Below are 19,257 nucleotides of genomic sequence, written 5' to 3'. Positions count from 1 at the left end.
AATATCCGACTCGCGAACGAGCCCGCCGCGACGTTGCTCGTTACATCGAATTCCGATACAATTCGAGGCGCCGCCACTCAGGACTCGATTACCGGACCCCGCAACAGGTCCACGACGAGTACCTGAACCAGCAGCTCGCAGCGTGAATTAGCCGTTAAGCAGCTGTCCGGAAAGCGTAGGGCGGATCACTGGCCCGTATCGCTCGTTGCCGGGCCTGGATACTGGCGCGGAGAAACCGCTCAGAGCGCTCCGAGACTAGCGGGGACCCGGCCGGATCTCCCTTCCACTGCGCGTGCGCTTCCTCAGCGTCGACCAGCCGAGTCCCGCTGAATAGATAGGACGGATCCTCCTGATGATCGGCCCAGTCCCGAGCCTGGTGATCGAGCCGCTGACGGGCCAGCAACGCAGCCCGGTTAACGGCGATCCACTCGCGTAATCGAGGCCAAGCGCGAATCAACGCCTCATGACTAATCTCGACCGTGTCCGCGTCCACAGTCAGCAGACGCGCTGCGACAAAACGGTCCAGGGCCTGCCGCCAAGCCCCATCACGCTCATCGGCGACCGGTAGCAAGTCAGTAATGGGGATCCTGATGCGGGTGTCCTCGGCACCCTCTCCCAGCCGCACCAACCGGGGCAGGAACTGCTTGACGGCCGACTGGCCAGGTAAATCCAGCCCCGCCAAAGTCGCATCGGCCGTCTTAGCCAACGCCCGACTGACCCCCCCGGTCGCCAGATAGCCGGCCACGGTCAACATATCGCCCTCGCGACGTTGCCAGATCGCCAACAACACGTGCGACAACAACGGCAACACGCTTGCGGAGCCACTGGCGTCCAGGTCAGCTCCGACATCCTCTAGCAACAGGCCGACCAGGCCGGGCTGGACGGTGAGCCCAGCCACCCGAGCCGGCCCCTCGATGGCCGCACGTAACTGCGCCACCGTCATCGGTGTGACGACCACCGGATGTTCCAGACCGGCTGCTAACTCGGGGTAACCCACGCACTTACCGAAAAAGTCAGCGCGCACCCCGATGACGACAACCGCGACGGCACACGCGGCGTGCAACGTGGCAAGAAAAACGCGACGCTGCGACTCCTCCTGACATTGAGTAAACAATTCCTCGAACTGATCCACAATGAGAACCCGCTGCTCAGACCCGGCCAGCAAAACCCGCAGCCGATCGGGATCGGACATCAGGGTCTGCCTCACCTCACCCGGCAGCGAGCCATCCAGGGGAGCAAACCGCTGCGCCAGCACGCCCACCGGGTCCTGGCCGGGCGTGAACACCACCACCCCGGTTCCCTGCGCCTGTTCCAGCGCGGGAATCAGCCCGGCCCGCAACAACGACGATTTACCCGCCCCAGAAGGGCCCACCACAAGTAAAGGCTCCTGGCGGACCAGTTGGTCGGCGACGCGATCAACTAGCTGAGCAGTCAGTTCGCTCCGGCCGAAGAAGACGTTCGCGTCCTGCGGCCCGAACGAAGCCAACCCCGGATAGGGGCTCTCCCGTCCAACCTGCTCACCGTCTAGGTGAGAGCGGGCCGGGTTGATGGTCAGAGGCTGCCGCTCACCGAATCCGGTGGCCTGTCGGCGAGGTACCGGCAACCCCTGCTCGTCCAGCGCGACCGACAGCGACCGATAAACATCGTCCACTGTCAGGTACAGCCCGGCCCTTGGGTCACCTCCGGCCAGCACGGAGATCAATGCCCCGGAGAAAGCGGTATGCCGCTCCCCTTCCACCGCCCAGGCCGCCTCATCGCGCCCCGCCGCAGCCAGCACGTAACTACCATGTCGAGCAGGAGCGAATACCGGATCCAGGCCCTGCTGAATCACCGCGTGCGCCCGCCCGGAAATACAGCAATCCAGCACGATCAACACGAGCTTCGCCCGGCACCCCGACAGCACCTCAGCGATCGTGGAATAAGGCAGCGCCTGATGGCTGGCGATACCTTGGGTCAGATCCACTGCCGAGCGGGTGCCCAGATGCAGCTGACCACGCGTGTCAAGCAGACCATGGCCCACGTAGTACAACATCAAGACGTCCTCGGCCTGGCCGACGACGTCGACCAGGGCAGAACCGACCTCTTGAGGATCTTTCGGGTTCACCAGCATGCTCAGGTGATCCGGATCAAGTCCGGCCCGCTCGATCAAACAGCGGCCCAGATCGGCGACTGTTCGCTCAACCGCGGGCACGGAGGACAGCCGCGATTCGATCGTGTATGCGCCGGATCCGACCAGCAGCACCCGAACACCTGGCCGGGCCAGCATCAACCCATGCGACTCATCCGGTCTCATCGCTCGCCCCGGCGTCGTTCAGAACCTGCGCGATGTGCTCGGTAAGCGCTTTGGTCGCTGCCGCGTCCAGATTCTTGACACCCGTGGCCGTCACTTCCAAACTTGCCTGGCCCTCACGACTGAGCTTCAGGCTCACTGTGCCGCGTCGGGTCCGCAACCAGGTGACCAGCACGGTGGCCGTCGAAGCAAACACCCCGCTGCCCAGCGCGAGTTGCAATACCTCAACGACCGGCCCCAGCGCACCCGGCTCAGGCTCCCGCTCCCGCAGCTTCACCCGCCCCCGCGACTCCGGTTCCTCCGACAACCAGCCGTAGAGGTCTCGCAACGTATCGGAGGCGTTCTCACTCTCGATACTCAGCCAAACAGCCAAGGACCCTCCCATGCCTGTGGCCCCCGCCCCAGTCCCGCACAATATGCAAGCATCTCGCCTACACACAGCAGACAACCGGAATGTATCTCGCGGCGGGCTGCACACACCACCGGTACGCGGCGCGGTCGTAGCGCCTCGCGACGTTGGCCCCGCCCGCAGTTCGCATCGAAGAGCTCACCTCTTGTGCGATCAGGCATGGAGGGTACGGCTGGATCGATGACCTTGCTAACACGGATGCTAACTGCGTCCCCAGACGGCCGTAGATGCCGGTAGAGGCCGATCAAGTGAATTGGGGCTCTGGGCAGGGGCAAAGAGATGCCGATGGGCGTCAGGAGACGATCTTCTTCCGGCTTTAATCCGTAGGTTCGGGGTTCGAGCCCTGGCGGATTGCGGGGAGCCAGGCAGGCTTTAACTATCGATTTCGTACCGGTACCAGCGCCGCCGGTCGCCGTCCTCGTGCAGCCACAGTGTCCAGTCCCGGCCGATCTTGCCGCGCGCCCAGCCCGCCGGCAGCCGGCCTTCCGGCAGCACCAGGGGCTCGCGGCCAGTCTCCACGACAGCTCCGCCCTCCTTGCGGGCCCTGCGGATCTCCCAGTGATACTTGCCGTTTACACCGCGCTGATCCAGAGAGGCGAGTTGGGGACCGCAGACGGCCAGGCCGCTACATCTGGTGACAGGGTTCGGCGTGACGGCACGGATGCCATTCGCGTCGATCTGGACTAGCGGGAAGTCGGTGTAAGGGCAGGCGTGGACCGTCTCGCGGCCGACGTTCAGTGCGTAGCAGTCACACCAGACGACACCTGGAGTGTCGGACGCCAGCCACGGCGGGCCTCCACCTTTGTCCCATCGGGCGAGGCCGAGCATGAATCGGTTGGAACAGGTGCCGTCCGGGTTGGCAGCCCAGTAGTTCGACTCGTCGAAGTAGCTGGTCCAGATGTTCCCCTGCGGGTCGGTCATGAGCTGCTCGATGCCGTCACCCGCGTAGAAGGCCGCCCGGGTCCACCCGTCGCCGTCGATCAGCCGGACGTTGGCGGTGAGCAGGAGCTCATCACTGGGCACCGGCTCCAGGTAGCGCTCGTACGGTATGCCGGAAGGAGGGCATCGGGCGGCCGCCAGCACGACGCCGTCGCCGAGGGTGTCGATGTCGGTGAACCACAGGCCGAGGTCGTCCAGCGGGATCTCGTGGATTTCGGTTTCGTCGCAGATGACAGCGATCGCGTTATAGCGCGGAGGCGGCCGGAGCGCGGAGAAGTGAGGGATGGAGACGAAGCCCTGGGCGGGATCAGCAACCAGGGCGACGAGCCGGCCGAGATGGTCGACGGTCGAAGCCAGGACCTCAAAACGGGCGTAGCGGTCGGGGAGCGTCGCGTGGAGCGCGAGCCGGCGGTCAGCAGGCATGAGCCTTTCTGGTCGTCATGGCCCCATGATCGCACACCTGAGGGGCCGCAGTCTTGGACGTACAGCCTCATAGGATCGCTCTGTGCAACGGCTTGCGCTCTTTGACCTGGACAACACTCTTGTGAACCTTGACGAGGCGTTCCGGGTGTGGGTCGCGGAGTTCGCCGGCGAGCATGACCTGGGGGCTGAAGCGGTTGACTGGCTGATCGCTCTTGACCGGGAGGGCTTTCCTCACCGAGAGGTGTTCTTCGCCACGGTCCGTGAGCGCTTCACGCTGCCGGAGTCGGTTGAGGAGCTGTGGAGCCGCTACCGGAGACGCATGCCCCACCTCGTGCGCTGTCAGCCCGAAGTCCTGGACGGCCTGGCCCGGCTACGGGCGACCGGGTGGCGCGTGGCGATCGTGACCAACGGGATGGCGGACAACCAGCTCGGGAAGATCCAGCAGACCGGGTTGGCCAAAGCCGTAGACGCCTACGCCCTGTCGGGAGTCGAAGGAGTCCGCAAGCCCGATGTCGCCCTGTTCGAGATCGCGGCCAAGCGCTGCGGCATGACTCTCACCGGGGGCGGGTGGGTGATCGGCGACAACCTCACCGCCGACATCGCCGGCGGACGCGCTGCGGGTCTTCGGACGATCTGGATCGACCGGGGCACCTGGCCCGGTGTCGATCACCAGGCCGACCACGTGGTCACGGACGTACTCCAAGCTGTCGAGATCTTGCAGGTAGGGAACGAGGGCGGCGGCTCGCCGCGACAGCAGCGGTGACAGCAACGTCGGCCACCAGCGGCATCGGGCCGCAGCCGTGCACCACCCTCTGACCTCGGTCTCAGGCAGGGGAGCAGGGTGGTTGTTCCGCCTGAAAAGCGGAAGGTCGGCGGTTCGACCCCGCCCCTGACCACCTTTAGACCAGCGAAAACTCCGAACCATGATCACGGTTCGGGGTTTTTACATCAACGGGTACATCAACCCGTTAAGCGATCTCTTTTCCAAGTCGCTTGAGCGCCTTCGTCTTCTCTTCCAATGACGCGTGCGCGTACACGTCCATTGTGACCTCTATGGCGCTGTGCCCGACGATCTCGCGAACCACGTGCGGAGGAACGCCCAGGTCGAGGAGGAGTGAGACGGCCGTGTGCCGGATGTCGTGAAACCGGTACGCCTCCAGCCCGGCCCGCTTCCGCACCGCGTAGAAGTGGCGCAGGAGGTTTCGCGGATCGATCGGCCTGCCCGACGAGGTAGTAAAGATCAGTCCCGTGTCTTCCCACTCCGAGCCCGCCTCTGCCCGCTCCTCCGCCTGGATCTTCTGTCGCTCCTCCAGCGCAGTGATGCAGAAGTCGGGCAGGGGCACGACTCGCTTCGAGCGCCGGGTCTTGGGGACGTTGATCCGAAGTTCGCCGGCGACCCGCTGTAAGGTCTGCTCGACCCGCAGCGTGCCCGTATCAAGCGGCGGCGCGGCGCGCCGCCGTACCTCCGTACCTCCGGCCCTCCGCCCGCCCGCTGTCCGGGCGTGCGGCCTGGGGGCCGGTCCCGAACGGCGGCGGGACACCGGGCCGGCCACCGCACGCCGACCCGCCATACCAACCGAACGCACCGACCGGGGTTGCCGTACCGCCGCACAGATGCAGCCCTACGATCGCCACCGCATGGCTGGCCACGGTACGTGCTTGGGGGCGATCGACGATCCAGGGTTCGTTCCTCACCCTGGCTCACCGTTCACGGTGGCTGATCGCCGCCGAGCAGTTGCTGCTGACTGGCCCGTAGATCATTCCGGCTGCGAAAGGTGGCGCCAGGCGTCCGCCCAGCGGGCTTCCAGTGACATGAAATCCGAGACAGTCCACCCGCCGCCCGACTGTCCGGTCGCATGCCTGGGCCGACAGGGTCGTGACCGAGTTATTCCTTGGTTGAATGACAAGGTGAGGGAGCCTCGATGCAGCAATGCACCGCGGCTACCCGGCGAGTGGAGGGTCGGATCAGGCCGCCTCGTCCTTGGGCTTGGGAGCTGGAGCCAGCCGCACGCGGCCAGGGTGAACCTCCTCGTCGGGGAAGACCCACTTCCGGAACGCCCAGAAACGGAAGACCATGGCGATCAGCGTGCCAATGACCTGCGCGCTCATGAAGTCGGCGATCTCCTGGGTGACCAGGCTCACGTCCGGGGTCTCCAGTAGGAACACGTACCGGGAGATCCATAGCGGCACGGAGCTGAGCACCAGACCGACGCCGCTGATCAGGAAGAACAGCGCAGCCTCGTGATGGCGCTCGCGACCGCCTCTGGTCCGGAACGACCATTCACGGTTCAGCACGTAGGACACGATTGTCGCCACGAGCACCGCGATGACCTTCGCGGTCACCGGCTTCGGTTCCAGAATGGTCAGCTTCAGCCCATAGAACACCGTGTTGTCCACCAGGAACGCTGTTCCACCCACCACCGCGAACTTCAGCAGCTCACGGTGCTTCAGCGCAAGGGCGTGCAGCGGTTCCGGCAATCTTGCGAGTACTGTGTTTGCTATTTCGAAGCATCCCGATCTTCTCATCAGCCCGTCTGCATCGAGCGCCGCGCCGCCGGGCGGCATGGATTCGGTCATCGGCGAAGCCTACTGCCCGCAACCCGACCTGGGTTCGGTTGTAGGCGCCGGAGCAGGCCCGCTGCCAGGACAGGCTGGTACAGCCACGAGTACAGCCAAGCCGGCGAACATCGGCGGAACTCAGCGAACATCCACGGACACCGAACACCCAGGTCAGAGCCGCAGTCCTTGATCGAGGCGTCTTCTTTTAATCCGCAGCTTTCCGAGTCGGCTGGCTCCCTGTTACGCAGGAGTGAGGACGGTCTCCGGTGCTATCCAGCCTCCCGATGTCGTGCCCGAGCGCCTACGGCCTGGCGGACCAAGCCGTACCCCTGCGGGGAGGGGCGGCGCAATGCCGGAGACTGTCCTTGATGAGGGTACCGCCGTGCCCGTGGCGTGCCCGATGGGGCGGGGAACAAGGGGGAACAGCGGGGAGTCGCGGGGAACGAGGTCAGCGCTGTGAGCTGCGTTGCCGCAGGTGAGCCAAGATCGGCGGGGGGTGATCGCCCGCGCAAGAGCGGGAGGCCGTAGCCTGCTGAGGTGGAAGCCTGATCACCCCGCCTGCCACGACCCAGGCGGAGCCCAGCAGACCGGCTCCTCCGGCGCTAGCCCGTCTGTGCCGGTAGGGCAACCAGCGGGCGAGGAAGCTCACCGGGAACAGGTACACGCCAAGACGGGCTTGCCCCGCCGTCCCCGGCCCGCTGCCGCTTCGCGGTGGGTCGAGGCATACGGGGCAATCAGTCAGGGGCAGGTGTGCGCGTCCGCGCGGGTATGTGCCGGTCGACCGCATCGCAGCACACCGTGAACCCGCTGTGCCGGGGACACTCCACCTCCTGTGAGGTCGGACAGAAGTAGATATCGGGACAGCCGCAATCGAAGAAATGCGGAAGCGGACTAGGGAGGTCGGCGCTGGGCATGTCGCCTAGCATGCCTGATCGACGGCAGACGGGACGCGGGGGGCAACGTGTACGTGTGCCGACAAACGAAGATCGTGCGGGGGCCGCAGGCCATAGCGTAGCCGCCCGCTGAGCGCTGGCATCAGCACAAGGGGTAGTGTGTGCGCCCAGTCAGGGGTTCGAATCCCCTAGGCTCCACCAGCAAAAACGCCGCTTCCCGCATCAGGGAAAGTGGCGTTCGTGCCATTAACGTGCCATCAGCCCGCCGGGACCAGCGCGCCGGCCAAGCCATCATCGCCATCCTTCCTTTCCGCTTCCACGCGCGCGCTCAGGGTATCCGCGATCTTCTGGTCAGCATCGCCCGTGGCGTGCTGGTAGATCAGCGCGGCCCGGTCGCTGTCATGTCCCATCCGTGCCTTGAGGTCCGCGAGGCTCGCCCCTGACTGCGCGGCGAGCGTATTGCCCGTGTGTCGAAGGTCGTGGAAGTGCAGACCCTTGAGACCCATCTCCTTGAGCGCGTCCGCCCACTTGGCCTCACGACGGAAGTTGCCACCCCGCAGGAAGCCGCCCCGAACGCCGAGGAAGACAAAGGCGTCCTGATCGTCCGCGACGAAGTCACGAAGGTGATCCGTCAGCGCGGGAACGATGGCCGCAGGGATACCGATCGTGCCCGTTGCGTGCCCGATCAGGCGGTGATCAAGGGGGAATCACGGGGAGTCGCTGGCAGAGGCACACGGTCTCTGACCAGCGGCGCAGCAGGTCAGGTGATCGTGAGCCGAAATCTTCCAAACTGGTGTCTCTGGTCATCGCCAAACCGCGAGATCACCGCCCGGCAGGGAAACGAGGAGCAGAGCGCCCGGACCGTGTGCGCTCCACGCCTCGTACTGATGATCAGGTTTCACGCTCAGATGTGCCCCGGTGTCGAAGACCAACCGCAGCGCACCGGACTTGAAGGCGACCGATGAGAACCGTTACGCCGAAGAGAGCCAGAGCCGGCGCTACTTCCTGGCGCTCGGGGACGAGCCGAGCCATCGTCGCGTCTGGAGCGCTCAGTGGACCGTGGCTGAGCATCGCCTCTGCCTCTATGTCCACGTGAGCACCGCTGTCCAGGAGCAGCGTCAATTGATAACTCACCCGAACGTGAATCACCTGCATCCCCCGGTAGGGCAGAAGCCAACGATCCTCCAGCTCGGCCAGCTCTATCTGTGCGTCCACACGCAAACCTTGCCAGGTGTCGACTGCAACCCGCTTCATCATTTCGACGCTCGGTGCTCGGCGTGCCCGTTGCGTGCCCGTTAGGATAGGCAAGGTGCGTTAGGGCGAACCCTCTATTCGACCCGGACGTGGGTCGTTCGGCACTCGCATGTGCTGTGATCGCCTTCCTGGTATAAGACTGTTCCACGTCCAATAACATCGCCTGATTTATCCCTGAGTACCAAATCTATGGTGCCGTCATAGCGGGGAGCGCTGATTCCCAACATTGCTCGCTCGCCCTTGTATTCTGCGACACCGGTTTTGGGGTCGCCCCATACCTGTGTCGCGCATGGATGCCCTGTTGGGCATACATCGAGGGCGTGAGCGCGGCTTGCCAGCGCGAGAGGGACGTCAGCATAGAACCCGTACCCAGGGCAAGGCCCGCACGAGACGGGCTGCGAGCAACCGCTCAGCACGATTACCAGCCCAAGTGCTTGCAGCGCCATGGCCCACCAAAGTCGACGCTCTCTATTCATGGGCTCACGTTAGTTGAAATGGCTGAACGAGTGTCTTGGCTGTACAGCCACGGGTACAGCCAAGAGGGTGAACGAGGGCGGAACTGAGCGAACGTCCACGGACGCCGCGCCCGCAGGTCAAAGCCTCAGACCTCGATCGAATCGTCCGAGCTCACACCAGCCCATGCACCCACACTTCAGCAATCACCCGGAGTGCTGGTGAGGCCGGAACACCTAGGTGAGCGATCATGGTGCCTACTCCTGAAAAGCGGAAGGTCGGCGGTTCGACCCCGCCCCTGACCACATCACCTGAACAGCCAAAACGCCCCGAGCGGATCTCGCTCGGGGCGTTCTTGTTTGGCTTTGACGACAACCGCTTCCTCGGCAGGTCGGGATGTCAGGTTCAGGAAACCCTGGCATGGGAGTGAGGGCGGTCTGGGGGAGCCGCCCGCCTGTGACGAGCCGATACCACGGGCCCTGGCCTTCCACCACGGTTAGGCACCGGACGTAGGTGGGGCGTCCACTGTGGTCCCGCCTGTCGGGCTCTCGCTCACCGAGTTGGAAGTCTTCGTACGGGCCAGCGCACCGAGCGTGAGCAGCAGCAATCCGGCCGAGGCCCACGCGACCCAGTCGCCCAGGGCGATGTAGAGGGTGGGCGAGCCCTCCCGAGGCAGGGTGGCCGTGACCGTGGTCATGCCCGTTCTGTCGCTGTAGCGCTCGGTCACGATCCGGCCGCGGTTGTCGCTGACTGTCAGCCATCCCTCGCGTGCGGCACGGGCCACCGCCACGCCGTTCTCTACGCCGCGCACCACCGCCATGCGGCTGTGCAGCCACGCGTCCTCGTCGAAGTCCCAGGCGGGCGCGAGCAGGGCGGCGACGCCGGCCTTGCCGTACTCCCTGACCAGGCCGGGGAAGTCGAGGTCCTTGCAGATGATGAGGCCGAGCCGATTGCCGTCGAGGAAGGCCAAGCTGGTGCCGGGCCGGAACTTGCGCTCCACCCCGGGGATCATGTGGTGCTTGTCGTAGCGCACGCCGGAGGGGTAGCTCACCGCGCTGTTGGTCTCCATGGCGATCCCCGCGACGACCTCCACGCCCGGGCGAGCGAACGGCAGGTCGGCGGTCTTGAAAACCTTCTCGGGCAGCACCACGATCTCCGCACCGCGAGCCACCGCAGTGTCAATGGCCTCGCCGTACCGGCGGACAAGATCCTCGGAGTTGTCCGTCGCGACCAGCGCGACCTTCCGTCCTCCGGTGTCGGCGGGCGTCGCGAGCCGTACGAAACCATGGCCGAGCGTGAGCGCGACCAGCACGCCCGAGACCAGCGCCGCGCGTGGCCGCAGGACCGCGATCGAGGCGGGCACGAACAGCAGGAGGAAGGTGATGCCCCAGACCCCGGTGACGGAGGCGGTCTGCAGCACGGGCAGGAAATCGGCCTGCGTGTACGCCAGGCTCCACCAGGCCCCGTGCGGTCCGGCGAGGTTCATGACGTACTCGGTGGTGACCCAGACGGCCGGTACGGCTGCCGCCGCCAGGAGCGGCCTTCCGCGCACGAGCAAGGTGCGGAAGAGCAGCATGCCCAGGCCGTAGCAGAGCGCGGGGCCGGCGATGAGGGCGGCGGCCAGCGCGGGCGGCATCTCGAGGGTCCGGGTGAAGTACGGCCACATCTGCGCCTGGCCGGCGAGCCAGACGAGCGTCCCGGCGGCGAAAGCCGTACCCGTGCCCGCCCGGCGAGCCAGGAACAGGACGGGCAGCGGCGCGAGCCAGGTGAGCCACCAGACGGGGTGGAGACCGGTGCCGAAGTGCATCAGGACGGCGGAGGCGAGGGTGAGGAGGATGCGTTCCATGCCGACGATCGTGCTTTTTCCCACCCTGCCGGCGCGTCAGTCTCGGGTGTGATCTCCGTTGTCACTCTCACCGGCGACCACCAGCCCGGACTCGTAGGCCAGCACCACGGCCTGGACCCGGTCCCGCAGGTCCAGTTTGGTGAGCATGCGGCTGACGTGCGTCTTGACCGTGTGCTCGGTGACCACGAGCGCGGCGGCGATCTCCGCGTTCGACAGGCCGCGCGCGACCAGCTTCAGCGTCTCGCGCTCGCGTTCAGTCAGTGCGTCCAGCCTGGCCGCCAGCCGGGGGGCGACGCCGTGGGCGGGCCTGCGCACCAGGTCCTCGAGCAGTCTCCTGGTCGCCGCCGGGGCGAGCAGGGCCTCACCCGAGGCGACGGTACGCACAGCGTGGGCGAGCTCGTCGCGCCGGATGTCTTTCAGCAGGAAACCGCTCGCTCCCGCCCGGACCGCGTCGTAGACGTACTCGTCGAGGTCGAACATGGTCAGCACGAGCACCTTGGCGGCGGTGGTGGCGCAGATCTCCCTGGTCGCCTCGATGCCGTTCTTGCCCGGCATGCGCACGTCCATCAGGACCACGTCCGGCTGGAGCCGCCTGGCCTCGGCGATCACCTCCTCGCCGTCGGCGGCCTCGCCGACCACCTCCATGTCCGGCTGCGCGTCCAGGATCAGCCCGAACCCCGCGCGGAAGAGGTCCTGGTCGTCGGCGATGAGCACCCGTAACATGCGGGCTATTCAAGCGGAAATTCAGCTTCCACCACGAATCCCCCGTCTCGTCCCGCCCCGGCCCTGAGCGTCCCGCCGCATACCGCCGCCCGTTCCCGCATCCCAGCCAGCCCGTACCCGCCGCCCTCACCCGGCCCCCGGCCGTCGTCGGCGATCTCCACCGTCAGGCTCTCCCGCCAGGTCAGAGTGAGGTGTACGGCACGCGTACCGGCGTGCTTGCGCACGTTGGTCAGCGCCTCCTGAACGATGCGGTAGACGGCGGCCTCAACGCTTTCGGCGACCGGGCGCGGGATACCGACGGTCGTGCTCACCACATCGAGGCCGCTGCGCTCGACCAGCGCAGGGAGGTTTGCCAGACGGGGCTGAAGCAGCATCTCGCCCAGGCGCTCGCCGGCATGGCCCCACGCCGGTCCGCCACCTTCGCTCTGGCTCCGCAGCGCGGCGAGCACCCCTCGAAGCTCGGCCAGCGCACCCCTTCCCGTGCCGGCGATCGCATCGAAAACCGCCTCGGCCTTGTCTGGGTCGCTGCGCACCACCACCGGCCCGGCTTCGGCCTGAACCACCATCAGCCCAACGGAATGGGTGACGATGTCATGCATGTCGCGCGCGATCCGGGTGCGCTCCTCGGCCGCCGCCGCGATGTGCTCCTGCTCCCGCCGCCGCGCCCGCTCGGCCAGCTCGGCAGCTCGCGAGCGGCTCGCCCTGACACTTGTGCCCAGCGCGTATGCGGCCACGAAGGCAGTCCCCACCAGGCGGAAGGTCTCGTCGTTCTCCCCCGGCAGCACCAGCGAGATACCCACAGCCGCCACGATCACCGGAGTCGCCGCCAGCCTCTTCCACGTGGGGCTCAGGTCGGCGATCGTGTAGACGGCCAGCAACGGCCCAAAGGGCAGAAACGGCTTCTCCCACGTCACCATCACCGACATCGCCGTCCCAACCACCACCGCTACCACCATCGGCGCCCGCCTACGCCACCACACCGGGACCGACGCCAACAGCCCCAGCCCGATGATCCACCACGGTTTAGGATCGGGCAGTAGAAGCGGCCCCACCGTAGCCAGGACCACTCCCACCGCAAGGGCCGCGTCAACCGCCCTATCAACCCGGCCCGCTGCAAGCATCCGCCCATTATCAGGATTTATCAGCCCATTGCCCTCACTCTCTAGAGTGATCATTTCCGGCCATGCCACCCCACTACACGCTGAACGCGCTGAGCTACTTATCGCGCTGGGCGAGAAGCTCGTGCGCCGCCACGTCTACGACAGTCGGCCTCCGTGATGTGGCGAGCCACCGCGGTGACCTGCTCGCCCATCCCGGCCAGCAGCCGCACCAGGGCCCGGCCGATGTTCCCTGTGGCACCCGTGACAACGATCAGAGCTGGGGCAGCCGGATCCCGACGGGCTCGCGGTGACCTTAGTGAGCGCGTATCAGGGCATGTCGCTGCTGGCCAACGCGCTGCGAGACCCGGAGATCATGACACGTGAGGGAGCCCGGCTCATCGCCTGGCTGAACTCTCTGTGAGCGCCTCGCGCTCGCGGGCCCGCTGGCGAGCACGAGGACGCAGCCGCCAGCTGAGGCGCAGCGCGGGGCCGGGGTCGATGCCGAGCTCTTCGGCGAGCTCTTGCCGTACGGCGCGCAGCGTCGCGACGGCGTCGGCCTGCCGCCCTCGCTAGTAGGACCGCTGGACGTAGGAATCGGGGCGGTCTGGGTGTGCCCTTGCCGTGGTGGCATACTCGTTTTGCCTGGTAGACAAGGCCGCCGGGCAAAGAACCACCCCTTGAGGAGAACTTCCCGATGAGCACCGTTGCCGCTTACGCCGCGCCAGCCGCCAAGGCTGCGCTGGAGCGCACCACTATCAAGCGTCGCCCAGTCGGCGAGTTCGACGTCCTGATCGAGATCAAGTACGCGGGCATCTGCCACTCGGACATCCACCAGGCCCGCGAGGGTTGGGGCGAGGCGATCTTCCCGATGGTGCCAGGCCACGAGATCGCCGGTGTCGTCGCCGAAGTCGGCTCGGGCGTGACCAAGTACGCCGTAGGCGACCGGGTGGGTGTCGGCTGCTTCGTCGACTCGTGCCGCGAGTGTGAGTACTGCAAGCAGGGTCTGGAACAGTACTGCGTCAGGGGCAACATCGCGACGTACAACGGCCTGGACAAGAATGGCGAGCCCACCTACGGCGGCTACTCCACCCACATCGTGGTCGATGAGAACTACGTCCTCCGTATCCCTGACTCGCTCTCGCTGGACGTGGCCGCGCCGCTGCTGTGCGCGGGCGTCACCACGTACTCGCCGCTCAAGCACTGGAACGCGGGCCCCGGCAAGAAGGTCGCCATCCTGGGCATGGGCGGCCTCGGCCACATGGGGGTCAAGATCGCACACGCCCTCGGTGCCGAGGTCACCGTCCTCAGCCAGTCGCTGCGTAAGAAGGACGACGGGCTCAAGCTCGGCGCCGATCACTACTATGCGACCAGCGACCCGAAGACCTTCGAGTCGCTGGCCGGCACCTTCGATCTGGTTCTCTCCACGGTGTCCGCACCGCTGGACTTCGGCGCGTACCTGGCCCTGCTGAAGACGGACGGCACGCTGGTGAACGTGGGGGCTCCTGAGGAGCCGATCTCGCTGAACCTGTTCCCGCTGATCGGCGGGCGCAAGAGTCTTGCCGGATCGATGATCGGCGGCATTCCCGAGACCCAGGAGATGCTCGACTTCTGCGCCCAGCATGGCCTCGGCGCCGAGATCGAGCTGATCCGAGCCGACCAGATCAACGAGGCGTACGAGCGGGTGCTCTCCAGCGACGTCCGCTACCGATTCGTGATCGACATCGCCACGATCTAGGCCGTGCCTCTTAGATCTTCTACCTACTCGCGACGAACCGGAGCTTGCCGGCGACCCGCAGGAGAGTCTGGACCCCTTCGAGCTTCTCGCCATCGAGGTCGACGTCTTCCCAGCGGAGCCCGAGCAGCTCACCGTGCCGCAGGCCGAGGCAGAGCGCCAGGACGTACAGCGCGAAGAGTCGATGATCCTGGGCGGCCTTGAGGACCGCACGAGACTGCGGCACGGTCAGGCCGCGGTTGACCCTGTACTTGGGCACCGGGACTTTGACGAGCTTGGCCGCGTTGCGCGGGATGATCTCCTCGCGGACCGCGCACTCCAAGGCGTTCCGGAGTACGGCATGCACTGACTGAACCATCCGGGTCGACAACCGCGAGGCGCAGCACTCGCCGTTCTTGGCCGCACAGCAAACGGGCACCTCCCGGGAGGCGTCCCATCCGTGCTTGCAGCACTGGCACTCCGTACGAGTGCGGGTGATGAAGAGCCGGACGTCCTGAGCGTTGAGCTTGTTCAGCCGCCGGCTGCCGAGGCCGGGTAGCGCGCCGGCCCGGCCAGGTATCCCACCTCGGCCGGGCCGGCGCCATTTCCGATTCCACTGGTTTGCCGGACACTCCCCGCGGATCAGGGGCGGGAGGCGAGGTAGGCGGGCCAGCTTTGGTGGGTGGTGATGTCGGGGGCATGGGTGAGGGCGTGGGGTTCGCAGAGGAAGCCGTGGACTTGGCGGCCGTCTTCCAGCTCTACGGTGCCGAGGCCGAGTGGGGGCGGGATGCGTATCAGGAGTCTGCCCAGGGCTTCTGGGGTCATCTGGTGGAGTTCGACCTCGATGTGCGCTCCGGCGGGATCCCTGATCATGCCGGGGCGGTCTCCGAGGTCGTGCAGGCGGTAGACAGGGGCCGTACGGGCCAGGCTGTCGCGCACGGCGCCGAGGGCGGCCAACTGGGGGTGGAGGGGCTGGCCTGTGCGATGGGCGCCGACCACGGCAAGCAGGGTGATTTCGGGTGGTTCCGGCACAGGCTGGATCCCGATGGAAGCCGTGGAGGGTGGCGTGGGCTCCTTGAGGAAGGTCGAGCCTAGACCCGCGAGCAGACCGTCGAAGCCTGCGGGGGCAAGCAGGGTAACTCCGTGGGGTCTGCTCGCGGGAGTCATTCCGGCCGGTACGGCCACCGCGGCCAGGTCCAGCAGGTTGGCGAAGGTGGTGTAGAGGCCAAGGGCGGCGTTTCGCCCGATCGGGTCGGCGGCCATCTCGGTCAGGGTGAACGTGGTCGGCACGGTCGGCACCGCCAGCACGTCGATCTCGCCCCAGGATCGGGCGGTCTCCGCACGTAGCTCTTCCAGCCTGTGCCGGCCTTGAAAGACGTCCACTCCGGTGATCTGCCGACCGCGTTCGAGCACCTGGCGGGTCACCGGATGCACCTCGCCGGGATGCGCGGCGAGGAAGTCCCCCACCGTCGCGAGCCGCTCGGCCAGCCACGGCCCCTCGTAGAGCAGCCTCCCGGCCTCCAGAAACGGCGTCAGGTCGATCGGGACGATCTCGTGGCCGAGGGCGGCCAGGCGGGCGGTCGCCTCGGCGAAGCCCTCCGCCGCGCCCGTGTCGCCGAGGAAGTCCGGACTCCGGGGCACGCCGATCCGCATTGCCCGTACGGGCGTGACGGGCACAGGCGAGGGCAACTCTCGGGACCAGGGGGCGCCCGCGTACGGCCCCGCCATGACGGCGAGCGCGGCGGAGGCCGTGGACACCGATCTCGCGAACACGCTCGGGCAGTCCAGCGACGCGCACGCGGGGAGCACGCCGAGCATCGGGACCAGGCCACGGGACGGCTTGAGCCCGACCGTCCCCGTCATCGCCGCGGGGACCCGGCCCGAGCCGGCCGTGTCCGTGCCGATGGCGAAGTCCACGAGCCCGGCGGCCACCGCGACGGCCGAGCCCGAGCTGGACCCGCCCGAGATCAGCCCGGCCACCAGCGGAGACTCGCACGACCCGTACGGGCTGCGCATGCCCGACAGGCCCGTGGCGAACTGGTCGAGGTTGGTCTTGCCGATCAGCAGCGCTCCAGCCGCGACCAGCCGTTCCACCAGCGGCGCCGAGCGCTCCGGGTGATAGGCGAAGGCCGGGCAGGCGGCCGTCGTGGGCAGGCCCGCGACGTCGATGTTGTCCTTTACGGCGAACGTCATGCCGTACAACCGGCCACCGGGATCGAGCCTGGCCAGGTCGGCGAGGACCTCCTCCTCAGGCCTAAGGGTGATCCAGACCCCGTCGTCGCCTCGCTCCTTGATCCTCTGGAAGATCCCGACGACCTTGGCCGCCAGGGTTTCCCTCCCCTGACCCGCGTCGCCGGATTCTCCGGCCGCGCCGATCGCCTCGGCCGCGCTGGACTCCCTGGCCGTACCTGACTCCCTGGCCGTAGGGGGGTGCGTGGGCTCTCTGCTCTCTGCGGTCCTGCTGGTCTCTTCTCGCATTTCCTGCTCAGCCGACACGCTCGGCCGCCCCTAGGGTGCGCAGGAGTGCCGATGACGGGGCGATGGCGCCGAAGACGCCGCCCTGCATCGTCACCATCTTGAGTGCCGCCTCGTAGTTGCCCTTGTCGGTGGCGCCCGTGCAGTCGGTCAGCAGGAGGCACTCGTAGCCCCGGTCGTTGGCCTCGCGCATCGTCGTGTGCACGCACACGTCGGTGGTGATGCCGGTCAGGATGAGGTGAGTGATCCCCCGGGTGCGGAGCAGCAGGTCCAGGTCGGTGGCGTAGAACGCGCCCTTTCCTGGCTTGTCGATGATCGGCTCGCCGTCGATCGGAGCCACCTCGGGCACGATCTCCCAGCCGGGCTCGCCTCTGACCAGGATCCGCCCGCACGGCCCTGAGTCGCCGATCCCCGCGCCGATCCTGCGTGAACGCCAGAGCTTGTTGGGCGGGCAGTCGGACAGATCGGGCCGGTGCCCCTCGCGGGTGTGGATCACCAGGATGCCCCGCTCCCGTACGGCCGCGAGCACGACGGCCGTGGGCTCCAAGCCCGCCCGGGTGAGGGAGAGGTCGTAGCCCATTTTGTCGACGTAACCGCCGGTACCGCAGAAGTCGACCTGCCAGTCGATGCAGATCACCGCAGTGGTCGCGGGATCCAGCTCGCCGTTGAACGGCCAGCCGTAGGGCTCGGCCTCTATCGTCGGATACTTCATGACATCGTCCTCTCGGTCGTCAGGACATGAAGAGCGTTCGCGACGGTTGTGCTGTCACCGACCGCTCCGAAAATCCCACCCGCCGCCGGCGGGGCCTGTACGGGCGACGGCCGTGCGCCCGAGGGCGTACGCGCGGGAGGCGCGGGGGACGTACGCGGACCGAGAGGATCAGACCGAGCTCGCGTACGGTCGCCGTCAGCTTCTCGACCGGGTGGTCCTGCCCGGTGAGGTGGGAGCAGGAGACGGCGAGCAGGGCCAGGCGGGTCCAGGCCGCCGTCCCAGGGCCACGGGTACGGCGTCGTGCCCTCGACCACGGTCACGACTTCGGCAGGGAGCCGACGACACCGGAGACGAAGTAGTCGATCTTCTCGATCGTCTCGTAGTCGGGGATGGTGCCCTTGGGGATGCGGACCTTGCCGCCCTGGTCCGTGATGGGCCCGGCGAACGGGGAGCCGGTGGAGAGCATGGCCTTCGCCTTGTCGATCGCCGCCTTGGTGCCGGCGTCGACCAGGGGCCCATACGGCGACTGGACGAAGGGGTTGTCGCCGGTTTTGTAGCCGACCCGGAAGTTGGCGTTGTACTTCGACCCGGTGAACGACCCGGCCCGCGCCGTCTTCACGATGTCGGTGTAGAGCGGCCCCCAGTTCCACTGGGAGCCGGTCAGCCAGCCCTTGGGCGCGATCGAGGAGGCGTCGGCGTGGTAGCCGACGCTGTACTTACCCGCAGCCTCGGTGGCCTTGATGACCGTGGCGGTGCAGTCCTGGTGCTGGGTGATCACGTCCACGTCCTGCTTGAGCAGGTTCGCCGCCGCCTCCGCCTGCTTCGCCGGGTCACACCAGGAGGAGGTGTTGACCGTGTACGTCTTCGCCGACGGGTTCACCGACTGGGCGCCGAGTTCGAAGGCGTTGATGTTGTCGATCGACTGGCTGATCGGGAAGGCGTAGACGTAGCCGAGCTTGCCCGTCTTGGTGGCCTTGCCAGCGGCGATCCCGGCCAGGTAGACCGGCTCGTAGACGGTGCCGAAGAAGGTGCCCGCGTTCTTCGGGGGCGTCCCAGTGATCAGGTTGCCCTGCTGGACCACCGCCACGTCCGGGTGCTCGGCGGCGACCTTGAGCGCCGCGTCGAGGTGGCCGTACGAGGTCGCGAAGATGATCTTCGCGCCCTTCGCGATCATCGAGTTCATCACGCGGGCGGCGTTGTCGTCCTCGGGCACGTTCTCCGCCGTGATCACCTTCAGATCGGGGAACGCCTTCGCCACCACCTGGCTGCCCTGGTAGGCGGCCTGGTTGTAGCCGTAGTCGTCCTTGGGGCCGACGAAGATGAAGCCGACCGACGTCGCGTCCTTGCCGGGGGCCGCGGGAGCGGCGCCGGGCGCCGCGGCGTCGGAGGTTCCGGCGGTGTTGGCGGAGCAGGCGGTCGCCAGTAAGGCGGCGGCCGCGAAGATGACGATCTTACGCATGGGAGGGCATC

19 protein-coding genes, 1 tRNA gene and 2 pseudogenes are annotated in these 19,257 nt (G+C 67.0%); 5 read left to right on the top strand and 17 right to left on the bottom strand.

Translation table 11 applies throughout. From position 1 onward, the window contains the following. Positions 1 to 146, top strand: a pseudogene (locus MYF83_RS30915) (IS3-like element ISAar4 family transposase); the annotation flags it as partial. An 8-nt stretch (positions 147 to 154) separates the two neighbouring features. Here the strand turns inward: MYF83_RS30915 and MYF83_RS30910 are convergent. From MYF83_RS30910 to MYF83_RS30900, 3 genes are all read right to left on the bottom strand, one after another. Further along, positions 155 to 2,293: a caspase, EACC1-associated type gene (locus MYF83_RS30910; RefSeq protein WP_248964275.1), complete on the bottom strand. Its 2,139-nt coding sequence runs from the start codon at positions 2,291 to 2,293 to the stop codon at positions 155 to 157. Beyond that, positions 2,280 to 2,663 (bottom strand): effector-associated constant component EACC1, encoded by a 384-nt coding sequence (locus MYF83_RS30905; protein ID WP_248964274.1) that lies wholly within the window; start codon positions 2,661 to 2,663, stop codon positions 2,280 to 2,282. The genes MYF83_RS30910 and MYF83_RS30905 overlap by 14 nt, the downstream gene beginning before the upstream one ends. 408 nt (positions 2,664 to 3,071) lie before the next feature. Beyond that, entirely contained in the window at positions 3,072 to 4,061 is a 990-nt protein-coding gene (locus MYF83_RS30900; protein ID WP_248964273.1) for a hypothetical protein, read from the bottom strand. A gap of 82 nt (positions 4,062 to 4,143) precedes the next feature. Here MYF83_RS30900 and MYF83_RS30895 point away from each other — a divergent pair, with 82 nt between their 5' ends. Then, positions 4,144 to 4,824 (top strand): HAD family hydrolase, encoded by a 681-nt coding sequence (locus MYF83_RS30895; RefSeq protein WP_248964272.1) that lies wholly within the window; start codon positions 4,144 to 4,146, stop codon positions 4,822 to 4,824. Between the two features lie 68 nt (positions 4,825 to 4,892). Continuing rightward, positions 4,893 to 4,957 (top strand) — tRNA-Ser (locus tag MYF83_RS30890). Between the two features lie 72 nt (positions 4,958 to 5,029). Here MYF83_RS30890 and MYF83_RS30885 read toward each other — a convergent pair. The 5 genes from MYF83_RS30885 to MYF83_RS44515 all read right to left on the bottom strand — a co-directional run bounded on the left by MYF83_RS30885 (position 5,030) and on the right by MYF83_RS44515 (position 8,668). Beyond that, positions 5,030 to 5,632, bottom strand: coding sequence for a site-specific integrase (locus MYF83_RS30885; protein ID WP_248964271.1), 603 nt, complete (start codon positions 5,630 to 5,632; stop codon positions 5,030 to 5,032). Between the two features lie 394 nt (positions 5,633 to 6,026). Continuing rightward, positions 6,027 to 6,638, bottom strand: coding sequence for a GtrA family protein (locus MYF83_RS30880; RefSeq protein ID WP_248964270.1), 612 nt, complete (start codon positions 6,636 to 6,638; stop codon positions 6,027 to 6,029). A 1,132-nt stretch (positions 6,639 to 7,770) separates the two neighbouring features. After that, positions 7,771 to 8,160, bottom strand: coding sequence for a tyrosine-type recombinase/integrase (locus tag MYF83_RS30875; protein ID WP_308201524.1), 390 nt, complete (start codon positions 8,158 to 8,160; stop codon positions 7,771 to 7,773). A 156-nt stretch (positions 8,161 to 8,316) separates the two neighbouring features. After that, positions 8,317 to 8,415, bottom strand: coding sequence for a DUF6188 family protein (locus tag MYF83_RS44520; protein WP_372500285.1), 99 nt, complete (start codon positions 8,413 to 8,415; stop codon positions 8,317 to 8,319). Further along, positions 8,405 to 8,668, bottom strand: coding sequence for a DUF6188 family protein (locus MYF83_RS44515; protein WP_372500287.1), 264 nt, complete (start codon positions 8,666 to 8,668; stop codon positions 8,405 to 8,407). The genes MYF83_RS44520 and MYF83_RS44515 overlap by 11 nt, the downstream gene beginning before the upstream one ends. 802 nt (positions 8,669 to 9,470) lie before the next feature. Here MYF83_RS44515 and MYF83_RS30865 point away from each other — a divergent pair. After that, the gene (locus MYF83_RS30865) at positions 9,471 to 9,650 is read left to right on the top strand and encodes a hypothetical protein (RefSeq protein WP_248964268.1); all 180 of its coding nucleotides are present in this window, start codon (positions 9,471 to 9,473) and stop codon (positions 9,648 to 9,650) included. A 66-nt stretch (positions 9,651 to 9,716) separates the two neighbouring features. Here the strand turns inward: MYF83_RS30865 and MYF83_RS30860 are convergent, their stop codons facing one another. The 5 genes and pseudogenes from MYF83_RS30860 to MYF83_RS44510 all read right to left on the bottom strand — a co-directional run. After that, entirely contained in the window at positions 9,717 to 11,066 is a 1,350-nt protein-coding gene (locus MYF83_RS30860; protein ID WP_248964267.1) for a nitrilase-related carbon-nitrogen hydrolase, read from the bottom strand. Between the two features lie 36 nt (positions 11,067 to 11,102). After that, positions 11,103 to 11,789, bottom strand: a complete 687-nt coding sequence (locus tag MYF83_RS30855; RefSeq protein WP_248964266.1) for a response regulator — start codon at positions 11,787 to 11,789, stop codon at positions 11,103 to 11,105. A gap of 5 nt (positions 11,790 to 11,794) precedes the next feature. Beyond that, complete coding sequence (locus tag MYF83_RS30850) at positions 11,795 to 12,910, bottom strand: sensor histidine kinase (RefSeq protein ID WP_443729303.1); 1,116 nt, start codon at positions 12,908 to 12,910, stop codon at positions 11,795 to 11,797. Between the two features lie 98 nt (positions 12,911 to 13,008). Continuing rightward, complete coding sequence (locus MYF83_RS30845; protein ID WP_308201523.1) at positions 13,009 to 13,161, bottom strand: NAD-dependent epimerase/dehydratase family protein; 153 nt, start codon at positions 13,159 to 13,161, stop codon at positions 13,009 to 13,011. Between the two features lie 123 nt (positions 13,162 to 13,284). After that, positions 13,285 to 13,443 (bottom strand): annotated as a pseudogene (locus MYF83_RS44510) (hypothetical protein); the annotation flags it as partial. Between the two features lie 140 nt (positions 13,444 to 13,583). Here MYF83_RS44510 and MYF83_RS30835 point away from each other — a divergent pair. Further along, entirely contained in the window at positions 13,584 to 14,624 is a 1,041-nt protein-coding gene (locus MYF83_RS30835) for an NAD(P)-dependent alcohol dehydrogenase (RefSeq protein WP_248964263.1), read from the top strand. Between the two features lie 19 nt (positions 14,625 to 14,643). Here MYF83_RS30835 and MYF83_RS30830 read toward each other — a convergent pair whose 3' ends face one another. The 4 genes from MYF83_RS30830 to MYF83_RS30815 form a co-directional block, all read right to left on the bottom strand. Continuing rightward, positions 14,644 to 14,967 (bottom strand): site-specific integrase, encoded by a 324-nt coding sequence (locus tag MYF83_RS30830; RefSeq protein WP_248964262.1) that lies wholly within the window; start codon positions 14,965 to 14,967, stop codon positions 14,644 to 14,646. 275 nt (positions 14,968 to 15,242) lie between these two features. Next, the gene (atzF, locus tag MYF83_RS30825; protein ID WP_248964261.1) at positions 15,243 to 17,078 is read right to left on the bottom strand and encodes an allophanate hydrolase; all 1,836 of its coding nucleotides are present in this window, start codon (positions 17,076 to 17,078) and stop codon (positions 15,243 to 15,245) included. A gap of 7 nt (positions 17,079 to 17,085) precedes the next feature. Further along, entirely contained in the window at positions 17,086 to 17,787 is a 702-nt protein-coding gene (gene biuH, locus MYF83_RS30820) for a biuret amidohydrolase (RefSeq protein WP_248964260.1), read from the bottom strand. A gap of 316 nt (positions 17,788 to 18,103) precedes the next feature. Then, positions 18,104 to 19,246, bottom strand: a complete 1,143-nt coding sequence (locus MYF83_RS30815) for a BMP family ABC transporter substrate-binding protein (RefSeq protein ID WP_248964259.1) — start codon at positions 19,244 to 19,246, stop codon at positions 18,104 to 18,106. Positions 19,247 to 19,257 lie beyond the last annotated feature (11 nt).

Origin of the sequence: Sphaerisporangium perillae, assembly GCF_023276435.1 — a bacterium.
Classification (GTDB): domain Bacteria; phylum Actinomycetota; class Actinomycetes; order Streptosporangiales; family Streptosporangiaceae; genus Sphaerisporangium; species Sphaerisporangium perillae.
Note: the sequence above shows the minus strand (reverse complement) of the source record. Positions and strands in the feature narration are given on the sequence as shown.

What these genes read in the sequence shown, in the direction of transcription:
- MYF83_RS30910 (WP_248964275.1), bottom strand. Translation starts at nt 2,293, where the DNA reads ATGAGACCGGATGAGTCGCATGGGTTGATGCTGGCCCGGCCAGGTGTT.
- MYF83_RS30900 (WP_248964273.1), bottom strand. Translation starts at nt 4,061, where the DNA reads ATGCCTGCTGACCGCCGGCTCGCGCTCCACGCGACGCTCCCCGACCGC.
- MYF83_RS30885 (WP_248964271.1), bottom strand. Translation starts at nt 5,632, where the DNA reads ATGGCGGGTCGGCGTGCGGTGGCCGGCCCGGTGTCCCGCCGCCGTTCG.
- MYF83_RS30880 (WP_248964270.1), bottom strand. Translation starts at nt 6,638, where the DNA reads ATGACCGAATCCATGCCGCCCGGCGGCGCGGCGCTCGATGCAGACGGG.
- MYF83_RS44515 (WP_372500287.1), bottom strand. Translation starts at nt 8,668, where the DNA reads ATGCAGGTGATTCACGTTCGGGTGAGTTATCAATTGACGCTGCTCCTG.
- MYF83_RS30865 (WP_248964268.1), top strand. Translation starts at nt 9,471, where the DNA reads ATGGTGCCTACTCCTGAAAAGCGGAAGGTCGGCGGTTCGACCCCGCCC.
- MYF83_RS30860 (WP_248964267.1), bottom strand. Translation starts at nt 11,066, where the DNA reads ATGGAACGCATCCTCCTCACCCTCGCCTCCGCCGTCCTGATGCACTTC.
- MYF83_RS30855 (WP_248964266.1), bottom strand. Translation starts at nt 11,789, where the DNA reads ATGTTACGGGTGCTCATCGCCGACGACCAGGACCTCTTCCGCGCGGGG.
- MYF83_RS30850 (WP_443729303.1), bottom strand. Translation starts at nt 12,910, where the DNA reads ATGCTTGCAGCGGGCCGGGTTGATAGGGCGGTTGACGCGGCCCTTGCG.
- MYF83_RS30835 (WP_248964263.1), top strand. Translation starts at nt 13,584, where the DNA reads ATGAGCACCGTTGCCGCTTACGCCGCGCCAGCCGCCAAGGCTGCGCTG.
- atzF (WP_248964261.1), bottom strand. Translation starts at nt 17,078, where the DNA reads ATGCGAGAAGAGACCAGCAGGACCGCAGAGAGCAGAGAGCCCACGCAC.
- biuH (WP_248964260.1), bottom strand. Translation starts at nt 17,787, where the DNA reads ATGAAGTATCCGACGATAGAGGCCGAGCCCTACGGCTGGCCGTTCAAC.
- MYF83_RS30815 (WP_248964259.1), bottom strand. Translation starts at nt 19,246, where the DNA reads ATGCGTAAGATCGTCATCTTCGCGGCCGCCGCCTTACTGGCGACCGCC.